Source organism: Psychrobacillus psychrodurans (assembly GCF_050209195.1).
In the GTDB taxonomy this organism is placed as follows: domain Bacteria; phylum Bacillota; class Bacilli; order Bacillales_A; family Planococcaceae; genus Psychrobacillus; species Psychrobacillus psychrodurans.
Genome location: NZ_CP189791.1, coordinates 1,096,905 through 1,113,705, shown reverse-complemented (window position 1 = coordinate 1,113,705; position 16,801 = coordinate 1,096,905). Strand labels below are relative to the sequence as shown.

General features: G+C 36.9%; 12 protein-coding genes. 4 read left to right on the top strand and 8 right to left on the bottom strand.

Translation table 11 applies throughout. The features are described from left to right. Nucleotides 1-59: 59 nt before the first annotated feature. From ACQCPR_RS05120 to ACQCPR_RS05110, 3 genes are all read left to right on the top strand, one after another. Entirely contained in the window at nucleotides 60-872 is an 813-nt protein-coding gene (locus tag ACQCPR_RS05120; RefSeq protein WP_090563245.1) for a Cof-type HAD-IIB family hydrolase, read from the top strand. Between the two features lie 22 nt (nucleotides 873-894). Continuing rightward, nucleotides 895-1,746, top strand: a complete 852-nt coding sequence (locus tag ACQCPR_RS05115; RefSeq protein ID WP_427138401.1) for a DegV family protein — start codon at nucleotides 895-897, stop codon at nucleotides 1,744-1,746. A 148-nt stretch (nucleotides 1,747-1,894) separates the two neighbouring features. Beyond that, nucleotides 1,895-2,404 (top strand): DUF3231 family protein, encoded by a 510-nt coding sequence (locus ACQCPR_RS05110; protein ID WP_090563247.1) that lies wholly within the window; start codon nucleotides 1,895-1,897, stop codon nucleotides 2,402-2,404. Nucleotides 2,405-2,706: 302 nt separating this feature from the next. Here ACQCPR_RS05110 and ACQCPR_RS05105 read toward each other — a convergent pair whose 3' ends face one another. Continuing rightward, nucleotides 2,707-3,441, bottom strand: a complete 735-nt coding sequence (locus tag ACQCPR_RS05105; protein ID WP_427138400.1) for a YqcI/YcgG family protein — start codon at nucleotides 3,439-3,441, stop codon at nucleotides 2,707-2,709. Between the two features lie 168 nt (nucleotides 3,442-3,609). On the opposite strand from ACQCPR_RS05105, the gene ACQCPR_RS05100 reads away from it, so the two are divergent. Further along, complete coding sequence (locus ACQCPR_RS05100; protein ID WP_427138399.1) at nucleotides 3,610-4,464, top strand: dimethylarginine dimethylaminohydrolase family protein; 855 nt, start codon at nucleotides 3,610-3,612, stop codon at nucleotides 4,462-4,464. A 144-nt stretch (nucleotides 4,465-4,608) separates the two neighbouring features. Here the strand turns inward: ACQCPR_RS05100 and ACQCPR_RS05095 are convergent, their stop codons facing one another. From ACQCPR_RS05095 to addB, 7 genes are all read right to left on the bottom strand, one after another. Then, on the bottom strand, nucleotides 4,609-6,051 hold the full coding sequence (locus tag ACQCPR_RS05095) for an alpha-amylase family glycosyl hydrolase (protein WP_427138398.1): 1,443 nt from the start codon (nucleotides 6,049-6,051) through the stop codon (nucleotides 4,609-4,611). 344 nt (nucleotides 6,052-6,395) lie between these two features. Continuing rightward, nucleotides 6,396-6,557, bottom strand: coding sequence for a hypothetical protein (locus ACQCPR_RS05090; RefSeq protein WP_269920459.1), 162 nt, complete (start codon nucleotides 6,555-6,557; stop codon nucleotides 6,396-6,398). A gap of 90 nt (nucleotides 6,558-6,647) precedes the next feature. Next, nucleotides 6,648-7,010, bottom strand: a complete 363-nt coding sequence (locus ACQCPR_RS05085) for a YisL family protein (RefSeq protein ID WP_427138397.1) — start codon at nucleotides 7,008-7,010, stop codon at nucleotides 6,648-6,650. A gap of 55 nt (nucleotides 7,011-7,065) precedes the next feature. Beyond that, nucleotides 7,066-7,962 (bottom strand): fumarylacetoacetate hydrolase family protein, encoded by an 897-nt coding sequence (locus tag ACQCPR_RS05080; RefSeq protein ID WP_427138396.1) that lies wholly within the window; start codon nucleotides 7,960-7,962, stop codon nucleotides 7,066-7,068. Nucleotides 7,963-8,007: 45 nt separating this feature from the next. Next, the gene (locus ACQCPR_RS05075; RefSeq protein ID WP_427138395.1) at nucleotides 8,008-9,204 is read right to left on the bottom strand and encodes a DUF418 domain-containing protein; all 1,197 of its coding nucleotides are present in this window, start codon (nucleotides 9,202-9,204) and stop codon (nucleotides 8,008-8,010) included. Nucleotides 9,205-9,215: 11 nt separating this feature from the next. Further along, complete coding sequence (gene addA, locus ACQCPR_RS05070) at nucleotides 9,216-12,929, bottom strand: helicase-exonuclease AddAB subunit AddA (RefSeq protein WP_427138394.1); 3,714 nt, start codon at nucleotides 12,927-12,929, stop codon at nucleotides 9,216-9,218. Beyond that, nucleotides 12,916-16,410 (bottom strand): helicase-exonuclease AddAB subunit AddB, encoded by a 3,495-nt coding sequence (gene addB / locus ACQCPR_RS05065; RefSeq protein ID WP_427138393.1) that lies wholly within the window; start codon nucleotides 16,408-16,410, stop codon nucleotides 12,916-12,918. The genes addA and addB overlap by 14 nt, the downstream gene beginning before the upstream one ends. Nucleotides 16,411-16,801 lie beyond the last annotated feature (391 nt).

The window sequence follows — 16,801 nt, the reverse complement described above, 5'->3', positions numbered from 1 at the left end:
TTTTGACGTTATTCGTTGAAAACGATACACTTTAACATAAGATAGAAGGGAGTTTTTTTATGAAACAGCATTTAATCGTGTTAGATTTAGATGGAACTTTATTGACCGATGAAAAAGTAATTTCAGCAAAAACTAAAAACATACTTCAACAGGCAAAAAATGAGGGACATGAAGTTATGATTGCCACTGGTAGACCATATAGATCCAGTGAAATGTATTATAAAGAACTTGGTTTAACTACACCAATTGTAAACTTTAATGGAGCATTTGTTCATCATCCTAGAAATTCTTCATGGAAAACTTTACATACTCCGATTGATTTAAAAGTTGTAAAACAAGTAGTAGAGGCTGTAGAAAGTTATTCCATCAAAAACATGCTAGCTGAGGTACTTGATGATGTGTATTTACATTATCACGATGAAAAGATACTTTCTGCATTTTCATTAGGAAATCCACAGGTTACAACTGGAGACTTAAAGTCTCTTTTGAAAACTGACCCTACTAGTTTACTAATCCATGCCGAAGAAGATTCAGTCGATTTAGTTCGTCAGCATTTAAGAGATGTACATGCGGAAGTAATTGACCATCGTCGTTGGGGTGCCCCATGGGATGTCATTGAGATTGTAAAGCATGGTTTAAATAAAGCCGTTGGATTATCACATGTATCCGAGTTTTTGAATATTCCACAAGAACGTATTATTGCATTTGGTGATGAAGATAATGATTTAGAAATGATTGAGTATGCTGGTGTTGGGGTAGCAATGGGAAATGCTATAAGTCCTCTTAAGAATATTGCTAACGAAGTTACTTTATCAAATAACGAAGATGGTATTGCGGAATTATTAATAGAAAGATTAAACTTAACTAAATAATAGAGATACAGGAGGATGAGAAATGAGAATATTTGCTGATAGTGCTACAGATTTACCAAGAGAATTTTTTGAAGATAACAACGTTCTATTAGCTCCACTTAGAGTTCATATTGATGAAGATGAGTATGAAGACATTATTGGTATTGATTCATCTGAAGTTTACGCAGCAATACGGGCAGGAAAGCATCCAAAAACTTCACAAGTTTCACCAGAATTATTTTTACGACTATTTGAGGATCTTGCTAAATCTGGAGAAGAAGGATTATATATAGCCTTTTCGTCGGCTCTATCCGGAACCTATAGTACGGCTATGATGATGCGCGAACAATTATTAGAAACGTACCCAGATCTGAAACTAACGATTATCGATTCACAATGTGCATCACTCGGATATGGTTTAGTATTAAAAGAAGCAGTTAAATTACGTGATGCAGGAATGGACAATGCTCAAATTATTGAAAAAGTACGTTTCCATGCAGAGCATATGGAGCATTTATTCACAGTAGAAGATTTAGATTACCTAGCACGAGGTGGGAGAGTTTCTAAAGCAAGTGCATTTGTTGGTGGATTACTTAATATTAAGCCTCTTCTTCATGTGGAGGATGGCAAGCTAGTACCTCTTGAAAAAATTCGCGGTCGCAAAAAAGTCTTGAAGCGAATGATTGATATGATGGACGAACGTGGTGATACGATTAGTGAACAGTCAATCGCCCTTTGCCATAGTGATGATGAACCTACAGCTCTAGATTTAAAACAAATGATCGTGGATAGATTTCATCCGAAGAGTATTGAAATACATTCCATTGGTTCAACTGTAGGAGCACATGTCGGTCCCGGAACAATGGGTTTATTCTTTTTAAATAAATTATCATAAGAATGCGAAAGCGCATATGTTTATTTATAAATTGAGGTCTATATTATGTAGATCCTCTTTTTTTATTGAATGAATACTTTCTCATAAGCTCCACATACTACCATTTACATGGATAATATCTGTGAAAATGAAACCAAGGAGTGAAATAATGGGTATCTTAAGTGGAAATCCTAAGGAAGAACCTCTGCATTATGGTGAAGTATTTGCTATTTGGACAAATTTAGTAATGAATAACGGGCTAATTGCTGCATACCAGACCTTTTATAATCATGCTGGTGATGACGAGTTGAAAGGGTTAATTGAAGAGTGCGTTAAATCAATGGAAGAAGAAAATAAACAAATTGAGAAAATACTTAAGGTAAATGCTGTTGGGTTACCACCTGCTCCTCCTGCTCGACCAGATGCTCGTCTTGAAGATATTCCGGTTGGAGCAAGATTTAATGATCCAGAAATTGGCGCAGCATTGGCTAAAGATTCAGCAGCTGGGTTAGTAGCTTGTAGTAAAGTCATGGGTGAAAGTATACGTGAAGATATCGCTATGCTCTATGGCCAGTTCCATACTGCTAAAGTACAGATTGGCGCCAAAATACTTCGCTTAAACAAAAGTAAGGGCTGGTTAGTACCACCTCCTCTTCATCATTTCCCTGGTAAAGGATAAGAATATATGTATTGCTCGTTCGCTAAAAATTAGTATGAGTTCCGAGTAATAATTCCAGTAGTGCTTTACTGCATAATTTCCAAGAAATATATAAAGGCGGGTAATGATTTTTATCACTACCCGCCACTCTATTTTCAATAACCTTGGGCGGTCTAGTAGGACAATTCCGATTGCCATCTGTTGCTCCCATTCATCAGCGGTTATGACAGAATGGTATTATCTATAATACTAACTTAAGCTATATACCTATATCCTCATGTTTTTTCCACAAATAATGCTATATGAAAGCATAGAATAGTTTTTTAAACTTGTGATTTATGGCGGAATGGACATTTGCCTTGAATCGGCACAATATCATCACCAATAAAGGATTGCTTCCATTCGTTATGCGTAGGGTCGCCGAAATGGCCGATATCTGGATGCTTAGGTAGCTGATCCCATGCTTCTACACGTTTACGAACTTTTTCACGTGACATAATACCACCTTTTTCAGTACCTTCTAATCCTTCAAATATTTTCCGTGGTTGAAATCCAAGAACCATCGCATTTCCTAGATGACGTGTCTTTCGCTTCTTATATGCTGGAGCATTTCCAAATACAAAAATCGGCTCTCCGTTGAATCGGAAATCCCACAAATAGTGATCAGGGTCACGAGGACTGTCTTCTGGCCATTCTACTTCATCGACTTCATGTAAGTATTGAAGGATATCCCAAAATTGCTTTCGGTAATCTTCGATAGAACCTTCTGACTCAAAAGGTTCTACAAATACAAAAAGGCCGTGTCTCTTGTAGTTTGGTAATTTAAATAAATCTAGAAATCCTTCTACCGCAGAAGGTAAATTACTCCAGTCGTCTTGATTGATAAAAGCGTAACGGAGTTCACCTTTCAACTCACCACTCATTCCAAAAAAACATGGAAACGTTTTATCCGTTACCGTGTTATGAAAAGTTTCGTATTCTTTATAGAGCCAACTCGGTAAGTCTTTTCTAGTATGAAAATCTTCTTTTGTCAATAAAGCTTGTTCCTTTGTAATCATACAATCTCCTCCACTATCGATATCTAGATATTCTATACCTAGCCTTTACCCCATGTTAAATTTTCTGAAACAACATTGTTCAAATGAAAATAAATTTCACAAATAGGTTATGAAATGAAAAATCAAGGGAATAGAAAAGGAATAAACCAAGAAAGTGGAGGTAGCCTAATGGTAAAAATATTCAAAGATCAATCTCAAATACAATGTCAAAGTGAATATGGTGAACTTCAAAAAGTCATCCTATGTGAACCTCAGTACATGGAAATTAAAGAAGTGATTAATGACGTTCAAAAAAAATATATAAATAGCAGTATTGATCGTTCACTTGCGATTTCACAGCATCAGTTATTTGAACAAACTTTACGAAATGCTGGTGTGGAAGTGATTAAACTACCACCAAGTAAAGATCACCCGGAACAAGTTTTTACTAGGGATATTGGTTTTACTTTAGGTAATTGCTTGTTTATCTCCGAAATGGCAAATCCGATTCGCCAAGGCGAAGAAAAGGTATTAGCAGAGTGGATGAATGAACATGATATCTCTTATAAAAAACTATCCACACATTCCATCGAAGGTGGCGATGTAATCGTTGACGGCCACCGTGTATTTGTTGGAATTAGCCATCGGACAAGTAAGAAAGCCATACAAGATTTACAAGAAGAATTACCAGAATTTGAAATTTTCTCTATTCCTTTTAACCCAAAATATTTACATCTTGACTGTGTGTTCAATATCCTTTCTTCCAAAGATGCCTTGATTTTTCCTGATGCAATCGATCCGGAAATCGTCGACAATTTGTCCAGTATGTATAATTTAATCGAGGTGAGTGAAAGTGAGCAGTTCTCAATGGGGACGAATGTATTGTCTATCGGGAATAATCGAGTACTTAGTTTACCATTAAATTCTGACGTCAATCATCAGCTTAGAAAGCACGGATATCAAGTAATTGAGGTTGATTTCTCGGAAATCATTAAATCAGGCGGATCATTCCGATGCTGTTCAATGCCAATTGTACGTCAATAACAAAGTAAAACATTTTAATTCGGGAAGAATCCGCCTGAAGCAGAAATCATAGCGCTGCTAGTTCACGGAACATTTTTCTATTCTTTCTGCATAATCTAAAAAAACTGTCCACCTTATTTTGTATGGGGGACAGTTTTTTTGCAACTATTTATTCTCTTCATCCATTCTTCTTTGCTTTCCTTTTTTCCAAACTATAATCAGAAATAACATAAACAATAAGTAAGCGATGATCATTGCTGCGATGTAGGCGCTATTTAGACCTTTATCTTCTTTAACTTGATACACTTCGGCTATTTCTCTATCCAGTACTAAACGATAGGAACCATCATCGGAAGAACGAACTGTATCCGACTCAAATAACCCACGTAGTTCTTTATCTTCGCCTATTTCCTCACTCGAAATGTCAATTCTTTTTGTCTCACTAGTGTTATTGATGACAACGATAAATGTTTCTTTATCAGAATATCGTTTGTACACAGCATACCCATCTTTATTTTCTAATAGTTTCATTTTACCAGTTCGCATCGTTTCTGATTTTGTACGAATGGATGCCATGTCTTTTAAATATTCAATTAGCTCTTCATCTACACGGAAATTCATGATTTGATGGCTATCTTGTGCATTTTGACCATTCATCGCTATTTCCGTTCCGTATGTCATATAAGGTACACCTGGTAAGGTAAGAATAGTGCCGATTGCCATTTTAATACGAGTAGGTGGGAACATATTCTCCAAGGCACTATGATACGTAATTCTTTCAGCCAACAAATGATCCACCATTAATAGATTATTTTCATTAGCTAAAGAAATAGTTTCTGAAGGTCGATCTGTATTTTTGAAAGTATCCCGGAAACCTAGCATTAGCTTTTCCGAATACTCTAAGTCAAAATTAGCTTCTGACTCCTCGAGAGCAATGACATACATTGGATCGCGAATTTCTTTTACTGCCGCAATTAAATCATTTATAAAAGAAGTTGGTGCACCATCTAGCTCAGACAATTTAATACCATCAATTTTGTAGGCTTCTGCAAAATTTACAATTGTCTCAGTAAGAGCCTGTTGTACTTTAGGATTAGTCAAGTCAAGATGCATTTGACCATTTTCTTTTGATAGTATCCAATTACTTTTCTTGTTATCAGTAGCCCAAATATGGTTCTCACTATAATTATTTAGAGGAAATTCAACCATAATCTTTAAATCTTGTTCGTGCGACTTGTCTAATAGCTCGTTAAATTCTTCTGGTGTCCCGAATTGTTTTTCTAATTCATCGAAATTTAAAATTCGCTTTCCATCATAAGATTCTGTTGCAAAAACTGGACCTATGGAGATAGTAGTGAATCCCATATCTTTAATGTGCGCCATTTTTTCCATAACACCAAGAAAATCCCCACCAGCGAATGCATTTGGATCTTTGGGATTGACATTATAATCGTTTGTTCCTAATTTATTGAAGTATCGATCTACATATAGATCGTAAATACTTTCGTTATGTATAGAGTTATTCGTTTCTGCATTACTCACTTGAGATGTAGTTAAGCATAGACTACTCATCAGCAATCCAGTTATAATCCATTTTGTTAACTTCAAGGTAAATCCTCCTTTGACGCATATACATATTATTTTAACAAAGCAATGTTTTAATCGCTATCGTTTCGCAATTAAAGCAATAAATATCTATAATATTTAGTCCAAACTGTGACAGGTTGCAAAGTAATCATAAATCTACTATTTAGAAGGTTACTTGCTTTATACGAGATTAAAATTGCTCTTAAATGTTTACAAATAGCACATAAATCGTCAATAGAAGCTTATAAACTTCGGTATAGCCCTTAGATTCTCCCCTTCAGCCCAAAAGTGTAACGAAATATCCCATAACATCTAACATATAGCTCATAACACCACTATTCTTTTGGCATAACAAAAACCACCGATCATTTCGGTGGCTTTTGTGTTTTATGGAATTCTTGAAGGATATGTGATTGGAGTTCAACTTGAGAATCTGATTTGTTTTTTTGTAGATTGGCAATGACAAATGATGCGCCTACAAATGCAATCATAAGAACAATGAGTAATATTAGCAATGTTATTCCCACTTGCCACTCCTCCTCTCTTCTTACCTATCAAAATAGCATAATATCGATAAATTGAAAAGAAGCTTCCACTATGTGAAAGCTTCCCAAAACTTAAGCTAAGAAGTTGATACCCATTGGTAATTTGAAACCAAGGAAAAGTACGATAAAGAAGAAAACAAACATTAACACTAAGAAAGTTGTAAACGGTTTTCCTTTTGCCTTTTTCACTAAAGTCATTTCCATCATACCAATTATCAATATGCCTGCTAGGAATTTTAATCCGTAAAGCATTCCTTCACCGAAGTCCATACCTTTGATGAACAAAGCAACTCCAGTAATGATAATTAGGATGTAGAACAAACGTAAAATCATGTGAACTACTTTCGGTTTTGCAATCGCTAATGCTACAAAAAATAGGATTAGTGCGACTACCCAAGTGGTAATGTGTAAATGTGTTGATGCTAAGAAATCCATTTTTTCCACCTCAATTATACTTGTAGTTTACTACTATCCTATTTAGTGTACCATGTTAATCGAATTTGTTCACTAATGTACCTATTCCTTCAATAGAAATTTTGACTATATCTCCTGACTTTAGGAAGCGTGGTGGATTAAACCCTTTCCCTACACCTGCAGGAGTTCCTGTTAATATAACATCTCCTGGTTCTAGGATAACTGACTTTGAAATTTCAGCAATAATTCGTTCAACCGAAAATAACATGTCAGATGTTTTTCCGTTTTGACGAATTTCATCATTTACTTTTGTGACAACTGCAAGTTCCTGTGGATTTGGTAACTCATCCTTTGTTACTAAGTATGGTCCCATAGGGCAAGACCCTTCAAGACTTTTGCCTAAGAAGTATTGCTGATGCTTCGTTTGTAAGTCACGCGCAGTTAAATCATTGGCAATTGTGTATCCAAAAATATAATCATAAGCTAACTTTTCCGGAATATTTTTTCCTTGTTTACCAATAACGATTGCTAGCTCTCCTTCGTAATCGTAGGAGTTTGTTACATCTGCATGTAGTGAAAGAGTTTGTTCATCTGCTGCAATGGAAGTTGGAGACTTCGTAAAGACAACAAAACTACTTGCAACGCCACCCATTTCTTTCGCATGATCAGCATAGTTTTTACCTACAGCCATAATATTTTTGGGAGTACGCGGAATTGGTGACAGCCATTCGATTTCAGCGAAAGAGCGTTTAAAATCATTTGGATTCTCTGCCTTCAATGCTGCTTCTACTAATTTACGAATTTGTTCGACAAAATCCATCCCTAAATGAACACCTTCTACGATTGTAGTAGGAAATTGGGGTAATACTTGGAGCGTCTCTTGAATTTGTAAAACATCCCATACTGCCTCTTCTTTTTTGACTTTAGGTCCGAAGTAAATTTTGTCATGTAAACGGTAGGATAACAGTTTCATCTTTTGGACACTCCTTTAATAGTTTTGAATCTATCAATTAGTCTATTACAAATTAGTTTCTTTTTCACCTATTTTAGATAAACTATTTGAATAAGTCAGTTTTCTCCACAATAACTCTACAGGACCTTGCTTAAATTTCATAAACCAAAATTCTGCAAACACTATTTGTAACGCGAAAATGCCTACCGCCATCCATGTACCAGTACTTATATCGATTTTTCCGTATAACCCGAATCCATAGGAATAAAAAATAGTCGTTGCAATAATCGATTGCATTAAATATATTGTCATGGACATCCTACCAGCCTTCGAAATTGGAGATAGTATTTTTGCACCGATTGGAATGGAACAAACCATGGCAATTACGCCTGCGTATGCAATTGCTTGTAGTGGTCCTCCAAAAGTATCTTGAACGCTCATAGTGAACAAGTTCGCTTCAGTTAAGTAAGGAAGCCATTTGATAGCTGTACCTGCTATTAAAGTTACTAACACCGTAATAATCCAAAACAACTTTAACTCTCTTGCCCTCTCAATAAGCTTCCACTTTGCTGCTGCTGCACCTAATAGAAGAAATGGAACGATTGTAAACAGCATGCTTATGATGATTAGACCATTTCCACTCATATATAACCAATCAGCTAATCGTTGAGAGAAAATATCACCCCATGATCCTTGCCCGTATGCAACAATAGATGCTTCAATTTCCTGTATTCCAGTATAAATAACCATGGCATCTAGCTCTATTAGAGAGCCCAAGTAGACTAAACCATTTAGTAAACCATTTGGTATTAAGAATAAGAAAATACTTATGAGAAGCAACCAAATTGGCTTTAATCTAATGATGAGTATTAAAACAAATCCCGCTAATGCATAGGTTATCAAGATGTCTCCTGCCCATATAAGAAATGCATGAATACATCCAATTATTAGTAAAACAGACAATCGTCGTACTGCAAATTTGGAAAATGGACTCCCATTTGCTTCAGACTTCATATACTGCATTGCCAAACCATATCCAAATAACATGGAGAATAGTGGATATACACTTCCTTGTACAAAAATGTCAATCATTTTAAATGTCTCATAATCACTTGGGTTTTGATACCAAGTATATGGATTTATATAAATATATGGAGTATGAAAAAATAGCATATTCACGACAAATATCCCTAGTAAGGCGAACCCTCTCATTACATCTATCGAGATGATGCGCTCATTTACTCCTGTTGGTTTGATTAGCAAGCTTTTTCCCCCTAAAATGACACTGTTCTATTTATGTCAAACAAGTATAATACTTTCTCTTTAATCTCTACTTGTAAAATTGCTTCAATTGCCTGTGTATAAAGTGACAATTGAAGTTGATAACGTTTTTGCATTTCTTGCTGTAATAAAGACTCGTTATTAACTAAATGTTTAACTTTATCCGTTTTATAATCCAATAAAACCCAACGCCCATCATCCTCTAAAAATAAGCAATCGACGACTCCTTGGATAATTTGTTTGTCGCCATCATTATCCTCTAGTGCATACGTAAAAGGAAATTCTCTCATCACTTCTTTTGCATTTCGTAAACGTTTTGCTATTTCTGAGCTGAAGAAAGGTACCATTTTGTTTGGATTAATCGCAGCTTGTTCAGCTTTCGTTAAAATTTCCCTTTCAGCCAGTCTTTCTGCAAATAGCAGAACCTGCTCCTCATTTTTTTCTTCGTGAAGATCAACGTTTTGCATAAAAGCATGTACCGCAGTACCTGCTTCTGCCCCTGTCAATTTTGCTTCTTGCTGAAGGAAAAATGGACGCTTCGCAATCTTTTTCAGACTAGTAGGACTAGACATTTGAAAATAGTCATCATCTGATTGGTCCATAAGTTGCTGTATTCTTTTCATCTCACTTACCGTTTGCTTTGATCGTTTATGAGTAGTTATTTCATGCAAGTATGTTGTATCAAAACGTTCCTGAATCTTCTTTAAATATATATTTTGTGTTGGATCAATCAACTGGTCCAATTTAACAGCCTCTTTTTCTTCCACTTGTACAATATGCTTTAAATCATTTACACATTTAGCGACAATTCTCCAATTCGATTCACTATCCACTATATTCGCTTCATTTACATCCGATAACTGGCGGAAATTTGTATGTCTTGATAAGGCTGGACCAATCCAATCTAAATACCCTTTTGCTTTTGCACGCATATAGTCCGGCAGCATTTCATCACTTAATACGTTTTGGGCATCTTGCCATTTTGCCAATGTTTTTGCTAAATCTTTTATAGATCCAATGAGGTATAAATGCTCTTTTGCACGCGTCATGGCCACATATAAAACCCGCATTTCCTCCGCCTTCAACTCCATCTGCTTTTTTTCTTTCATAGATAAAAATGGCAATGAAGTAAATGAAATACGCTTTTCCGGATCAATTGCTTTAACAGCAAGACCAAACGATTGGTCAAACAAGTAGGACTCATTAAAATCCATTTGGTTAAAAGGTCTACCCATTCCAGCTAAAAAAACAACTGGAAATTCTAAACCTTTGGATGAGTGGATAGTCATTAAACGAACAACATTCTCCTTTTCACCAATAGCTCGTGCAGCACCTAAATCATCCCCTCTTTTACGCATACGATCGATAAAACGTAAAAAACGGAACAGTCCTCGGAAGGAAGTTTTCTCATAATCGATTGCACGGTCATGAAGAATACGAAGGTTTGCTTGTCTTTGTTTACCATTTGGCATAGCACCTACTATTTCGTAGTAATGTGTATCCAAGTATATTTGCCATATTAAATCCGCAAGTGAACCTCTTCTACTTAAATCGCGCCAATCCTCATATTGAAGTAAGAACCTTTGTAGTTTCTCAGCAGTATCTGCAGACAGTCCCGGCCCTCCGGTAGATACAAAAGTTTTTAATGCATCGTAGAAAGGCTCTTTTGGAGCAGATAAACGGATAAGTGCGAGCTCTGACTCTGTTAGTCCTACAAATGGCGACCTGAGAACGGATGCAAGTGATATATCCTGATAGGGATTATCTATTGCACGAAGCGTATGAAGCATTATAAGAACTTCAATTGCTTCAAAATATCCCTTCGAAAGTTCGGCGTACAAAGGAATACCAGCTTCTTTAAATTGCTCTGTAACCTCTCCTGACCAAGTCATCGAGCGCATCAATATAACGATGTCACTGTACTCGACGGGACGATGAGCTTTTTTCCATGGATCATAGACAGTTTGTTTAGAGTGAATCATCTCGTTTATTTTTGAAATAATATAACGTGCTTCGGCTTGCGATTTTTTTAACTCTTCTTCAGCAATTGCTTCTATCGTTTCTTCCTCTTCCTCTAACGGTTCTGCACTGCCATCTTCTACTTCATATAATAGAGCAAGCTCAACAGGTGTTTCAGTTTCTTCATAGGGTGCTCCTGGCTTTAACGATGCTGCTTCATCATACACAATTTCTCCTACTGACTCACCCATAATTTGACTGAAAATATAGTTGGTTGCATGTAACACTTCCTTTCTACTGCGGAAGTTAGCATTTAAATCTATTTTGATGCCTGAATTAATCGGAAGATCATTGAATGCAAGATATTTCCCTAAAAATAGCATTGGTTCTGCTAAACGGAATCGATATATGGACTGCTTCACGTCGCCTACCATGAACATATTCCCTGTATTTTCATCGCCACTTTTCACAAACTGTAAAATGGTTTCTTGTAGTAGATTAGTATCCTGATATTCATCTACAAGTACTTCTTTAAAACGAGACTTATATTCCTTCGCAATATCTGATGGTATAAGTTCACCATTTTCATCCTGCTCGGATAGAATATCTAATGCAAAATGCTCCAAATCTGAAAAGTCGACGAGACCCTTTTCATTTTTAGCTGCAGTATACCTTTCTCCATAAACTATAGTCAGTTCTACTAGTTTTTGTAGCTGAGGTGCCATTAAACGCATTTCCTCCAAGAGCCGTTCTGGAGTTCGTGTAAAATAATTATCCTTTAAGTCATTAATAATTTTCTTCACTTTAGTCCGTTTGTCTGTCGCTTGATTTTTCATTCCTTCATCACAGGAATCTTTTTTTATGGCTGCTGCTCTTCCCCATTTAATGCCTTGGAAGTAATGAAAAACACTTTGCCACGAGCTATTCTTCATCAAATCTACTGCCTCTTGAATCATTTGCTGATCGATCATAGCAGTTTCTGCAAGAGGTGCCGGGCCATTTGGTTCATTTGCAAGTCTACGAATCTCCTCGGTTACAGCGATCGCTTCTTCTAAATGATGGATGATTGCAAGCTTCAACGGACCCATAAACGATAGTTCGTCTATAGACATATCTACTGGCAGATTATAAGCTTCTGGAATTGCCAACAACCATTTTTGGGGCTCTGGATGAACGCGCGAATAGGAATATAGTTTTTCAATCATCACTTCAATTGATTGATCGTCACGATCGGAGGTGAAACTATCAGACAATCGGTACATCGCCTCCGGATTGTCAACATGATAAGCTTCTTCTAATACTTCTGCTAACATATCGTCACGCATGATTGCTGCTTCTGTTTCATTTGCAATACGGAAACCTGGATCTATCGTTAGCATATATGCATATTGCCGTACAATGTTTAAACAAAATGAATGCAGCGTAGAAATTTGTGCTTTATTTAACAAACTTAGTTGTTTTCGTAAATGATTTGATGTTGGATCGTTTGCTATTGCCTTTTCAAGCGCCTCTGCCATTCGGTGACGCATTTCTGCAGCGGAAGCATTGGTAAATGTAACAACTAATAACTCGTCAACATTGATAGGTTGTTCTTTCGCAATAACCTTTTGAATGAGGCGGTCGATGAGGACAGCTGTTTTTCCAGATCCTGCAGCTGCGGAAACGAGCACATCTGAACCCGTAGCCCAAATTGCCTTCCATTGTGCAGCTGTCCATGTTAGCTCTGCTGGCATATTAGGAATGTTCATTTGAACCCATCTCCTCTCGTATTTTTTCTGCTACTATTTCTGGTTGCTCCACTTTCAATACACGTACTTGTTGAGCTGGATCCCCGGGATCGAATTGGCAAACACTACGATAAGAGCAATAGTTACAAGGCATTTTATCTTTTATTCGATAAGGTAGAACGCGAGTATCCCCGGCATTCATGCCATTCCCTGCTTGCTCATGCTTTTTACGAACAAAGGACTGTAGCAATCTCATTTGCTCTGGCTCAACTACCTTGGAAGATGATTTCGACAAGTTTCCGTCTTTGTTCATACGTACTGGAATCACTTTCGAAAATCCTGAAATCTGCTCGTCCATTTCCATAATTACTTCTGGATCATCAAGTAGTAGACCATTCATTTTGTATGATTTATAAATCGCATCCTCTAATTCTGCATCTTCCATTTCTTTTTGGGACTGAATAAATGGATTATGCATATGCACATATAAGACTCCTGCTGGATCAGCATCCTCATGTAGCCATATATCCGCATTTTCAACAGCAACATCTAAATAAGTTAACATTTGAAGAGAAATACCATGATAAACCTCGTTCAAATCAATCCCTTTTTTAGATGATTTATAATCGACAATCCGTACAAACATATTGCCGTTAATATTAGCTGCATCCACTCGGTCGATTCGACCACGCAATTGCATTTTACGATTACGCTTCAGTGGAATTTCCAAAGCAGGGAGCGCCTCACCAGGACCGAAACCAGCTTCTATAGCAATTGGAACAAAGCTGGACCCTTTAGAATGTTGGCTTAAGGCAATCAATGTATTGGCAACGATTTGCTCCAATTTTCGTTGAATATATCGATATCGATTTGTACTTAATAATAATTGGTGTACAAAGACTGGCACAATATAATCGACTGCTTGTCTAGCAAGTTGGTAGCATTGTGGTCGAGTTAACTGAGACCACTGTAAATCTACACGCTTTGTTTCATCCGCAATCCATTTTAACGCCGCATGGAATAAGTCTCCCATTTGTGGTGCTTCTAATCTATATTCTGCACGTTCTTCTAGCTTCAGGCCATAAGATGCGTAGTGTGCAAACGGGCAGCTATAATATTTTTCTACACGAGATACACTGGAAATAATCGTTTCCCCATATAGGGCTTCAGTCATCTCTTCATTTAATTTCTCTGTTTTATTGCCATGTATTAAGGGCTTTGTAATTCTTTTTACTAGTTTCGACCAATAAGGATCCATTAAATAATACTGATAAACCGACTGCCACACTTCGGGTAATTCCCCTGTTTCTAGAGCACTTCGAAGCTGCGTAATAACATAAGGTAAAGTAGGACGTGGGTGACTAATAGAAGTCAGATCTAATTTATCTGTTAGCATATCGCTCGGATCGACTACAGCTACTTCAACAGGCAAATCACTTACCATTTGATGTAGCTTTTTAATATACATGGAAGGTAATAGTGCTTTCCCTTCGTTGTCTGCCATTGGATAAGATACGTATAAGAAATGTGAAGCTGTTACAAATGCTTTATAGATTAAATAATTTTCATCCATCAAGCGCACTTTCGACGTTGGTGCAAGTTCAAATCCAATTTGCATGAACCATTCACGCTCTGTATCAGTTAGTATCCCTTCATGATCCATCCGCTTTGGATAAGCTCCATCATTAACTCCTAGTACAAATGCCGCTTTTATATTCGTTAGACGAATGATATCAACATTACCAACAATCACTTGATCAATAGTAGGTGGAATGCTAGAAAAATCAAGCTGATCATAACCCTCATCTAAAATTTTGGCTACTTCTTCCAAGGACATTTCCTTCTCGCCAAACATCAATACAAATTGGTCGACTACATTTACCCACTCATTCCATACTTGCTCATGTTCGGAAGCGAGGAGTAATTGGCCGTTTTCCTCTTCAGTTTGCTTCAAGCTTTGCAGTTTTTCATATACGTTTAGTGCTTCTATAAATGTATAGATAGCTATTGCATAATCTTTTCCTGTTTTACTTTGTTTCAACTGATCGGACAGAGCTTTGATTGGTTCAACGATCAAATCTCTTATTGTATGGATATCTGCTTGAATACTTTTTTCTTCATCGGTTTGCACTTTGGAATAAAATTCTAAACCACGATATTTTTTATAAACCCAACGTCTTTCATCCCACCATCTATCTCCATAGATTCCGAATGCCAGTACAAAATTTTCTAAACGATCCGCACGCTCTCTCCACGTTTTTTTAGGGGCATCTAACGGAAAAAACAAATCAGTCTTCACTGCGCGAAACACTGGTTCATACTTCCAGTCTGTTCGAATAATTTCTAAAATGGTCCGGCTAAGTTCGATTAGTGGATGATGTAACATCGGTTTCTTTTTACTAATGAAAACTGGAATATCGTACTGTGGGAAAATAGTCTCGATCAACCCTTCATACGTATCTGCATCTCTATGCAAAATAGCCATTTCGTTATAACGAACACTTTTTTGTTGCATCAATTCTCGTATTTGCCTTGCTACTGCATGCATTTCCGCACGACGATTGGCAGCTTCTGTTATTCGAATATTCCCTTCTGAATTTGTTTGCAAGGGAGGAAGCTGATCCAGATTTGCCTCAATATGAGCAATTTCTTTTGACATAAAGCGTTTCTGTTCATGCAGATGCACTGCTTCTTCGATTTCAACTTGTTCGGTTTGTGCTATTTCTAATAACCTAGCACATGTATTTGCTGGTTGATAGAATAGCGATTGTTCATCTACAGCATCCTGCAATGATTCCATTGGTAGAGCAATTGTAATACGCTTTACCTGTTTCATTAATTCCGCGATAATCTCTAATTCTCTTGTTGTAAATGAAGTGAAACCATCGATGTATATATCTGTTTTTGCAAGGAGTGTAGAGTCTTTTATTTTGGTTGCTAATAATGTTAAGTAACCTTCCCCGTCAATATAGCTAACTCCTAGTTTTTGCTCCATCTTTTCAAGCATTAGCATTATATCGGAGGATTTATCTATAAGCGTTTTTGGGGCGTTAACATTTTCTAGATTGTTTAGGGCATTTGCCATGGTAGAGTAATCCATGCAGTATCTACTAAACTCTTTAAGTAATACTTCGATTTGATCGGTGAATCCTCTTTTTGTTGCTGCTCGCTTAAATAGCGTAAATTCGTCTTTGTGATTTTCAAGCAGACTCCGAATAAGCATACGATAACCAAAGCCACTTATTTCTTCTTTGGCAATTCCACCTGTTTCTTGAAGAACACGCCACGCTAATCGTTTAAATGTAGTTACCTGTGCTCGAATTAGTCCTGGAAGTCCCGATTCTGCTGCAAGGTCATACTCACTGGAAAATGACATTTGGTCGGGAACTATGTAGAATATTGGGTCTCCTATAGGAGCTCTTTGTAGTTCTGTGATTATTTCTTGGTGGATAAAGGTTGTTTTTCCATAGCCTGATCGGCCACTAACTATTCGTAGCGACAATATTTTCAATCTCCTTTCGGGCGAAGTTTTCTTTTAGGTTATATGTAAAATAATTATAGGCTGTGATTTTGTTTCAGGTTGACGCATTCCGCGGGCGTTGCCTAAGTCTCCTCGCTGGAAAATATATGCTCCTGCGGTTACTCGTTGCAAAGACATTGCCCAAACAAAGTTTGACCAATGTCTTCGCTGCGGGTTCTTCACCTAACGCAGTTACTCCATTCAATTAGAGAGTAGCTATAAGATTGAGCAGAATAAATATTATAATAACGATAATCGAAAAGGTTAAATAGAGAGAGACATCAAAACCTAAACTTTCACATGTTACTTGCGGTGTCATGTTGATTACTTGCGTTTCTAAGGATTTTACTTGCTTTACTATATTAGTTACTTG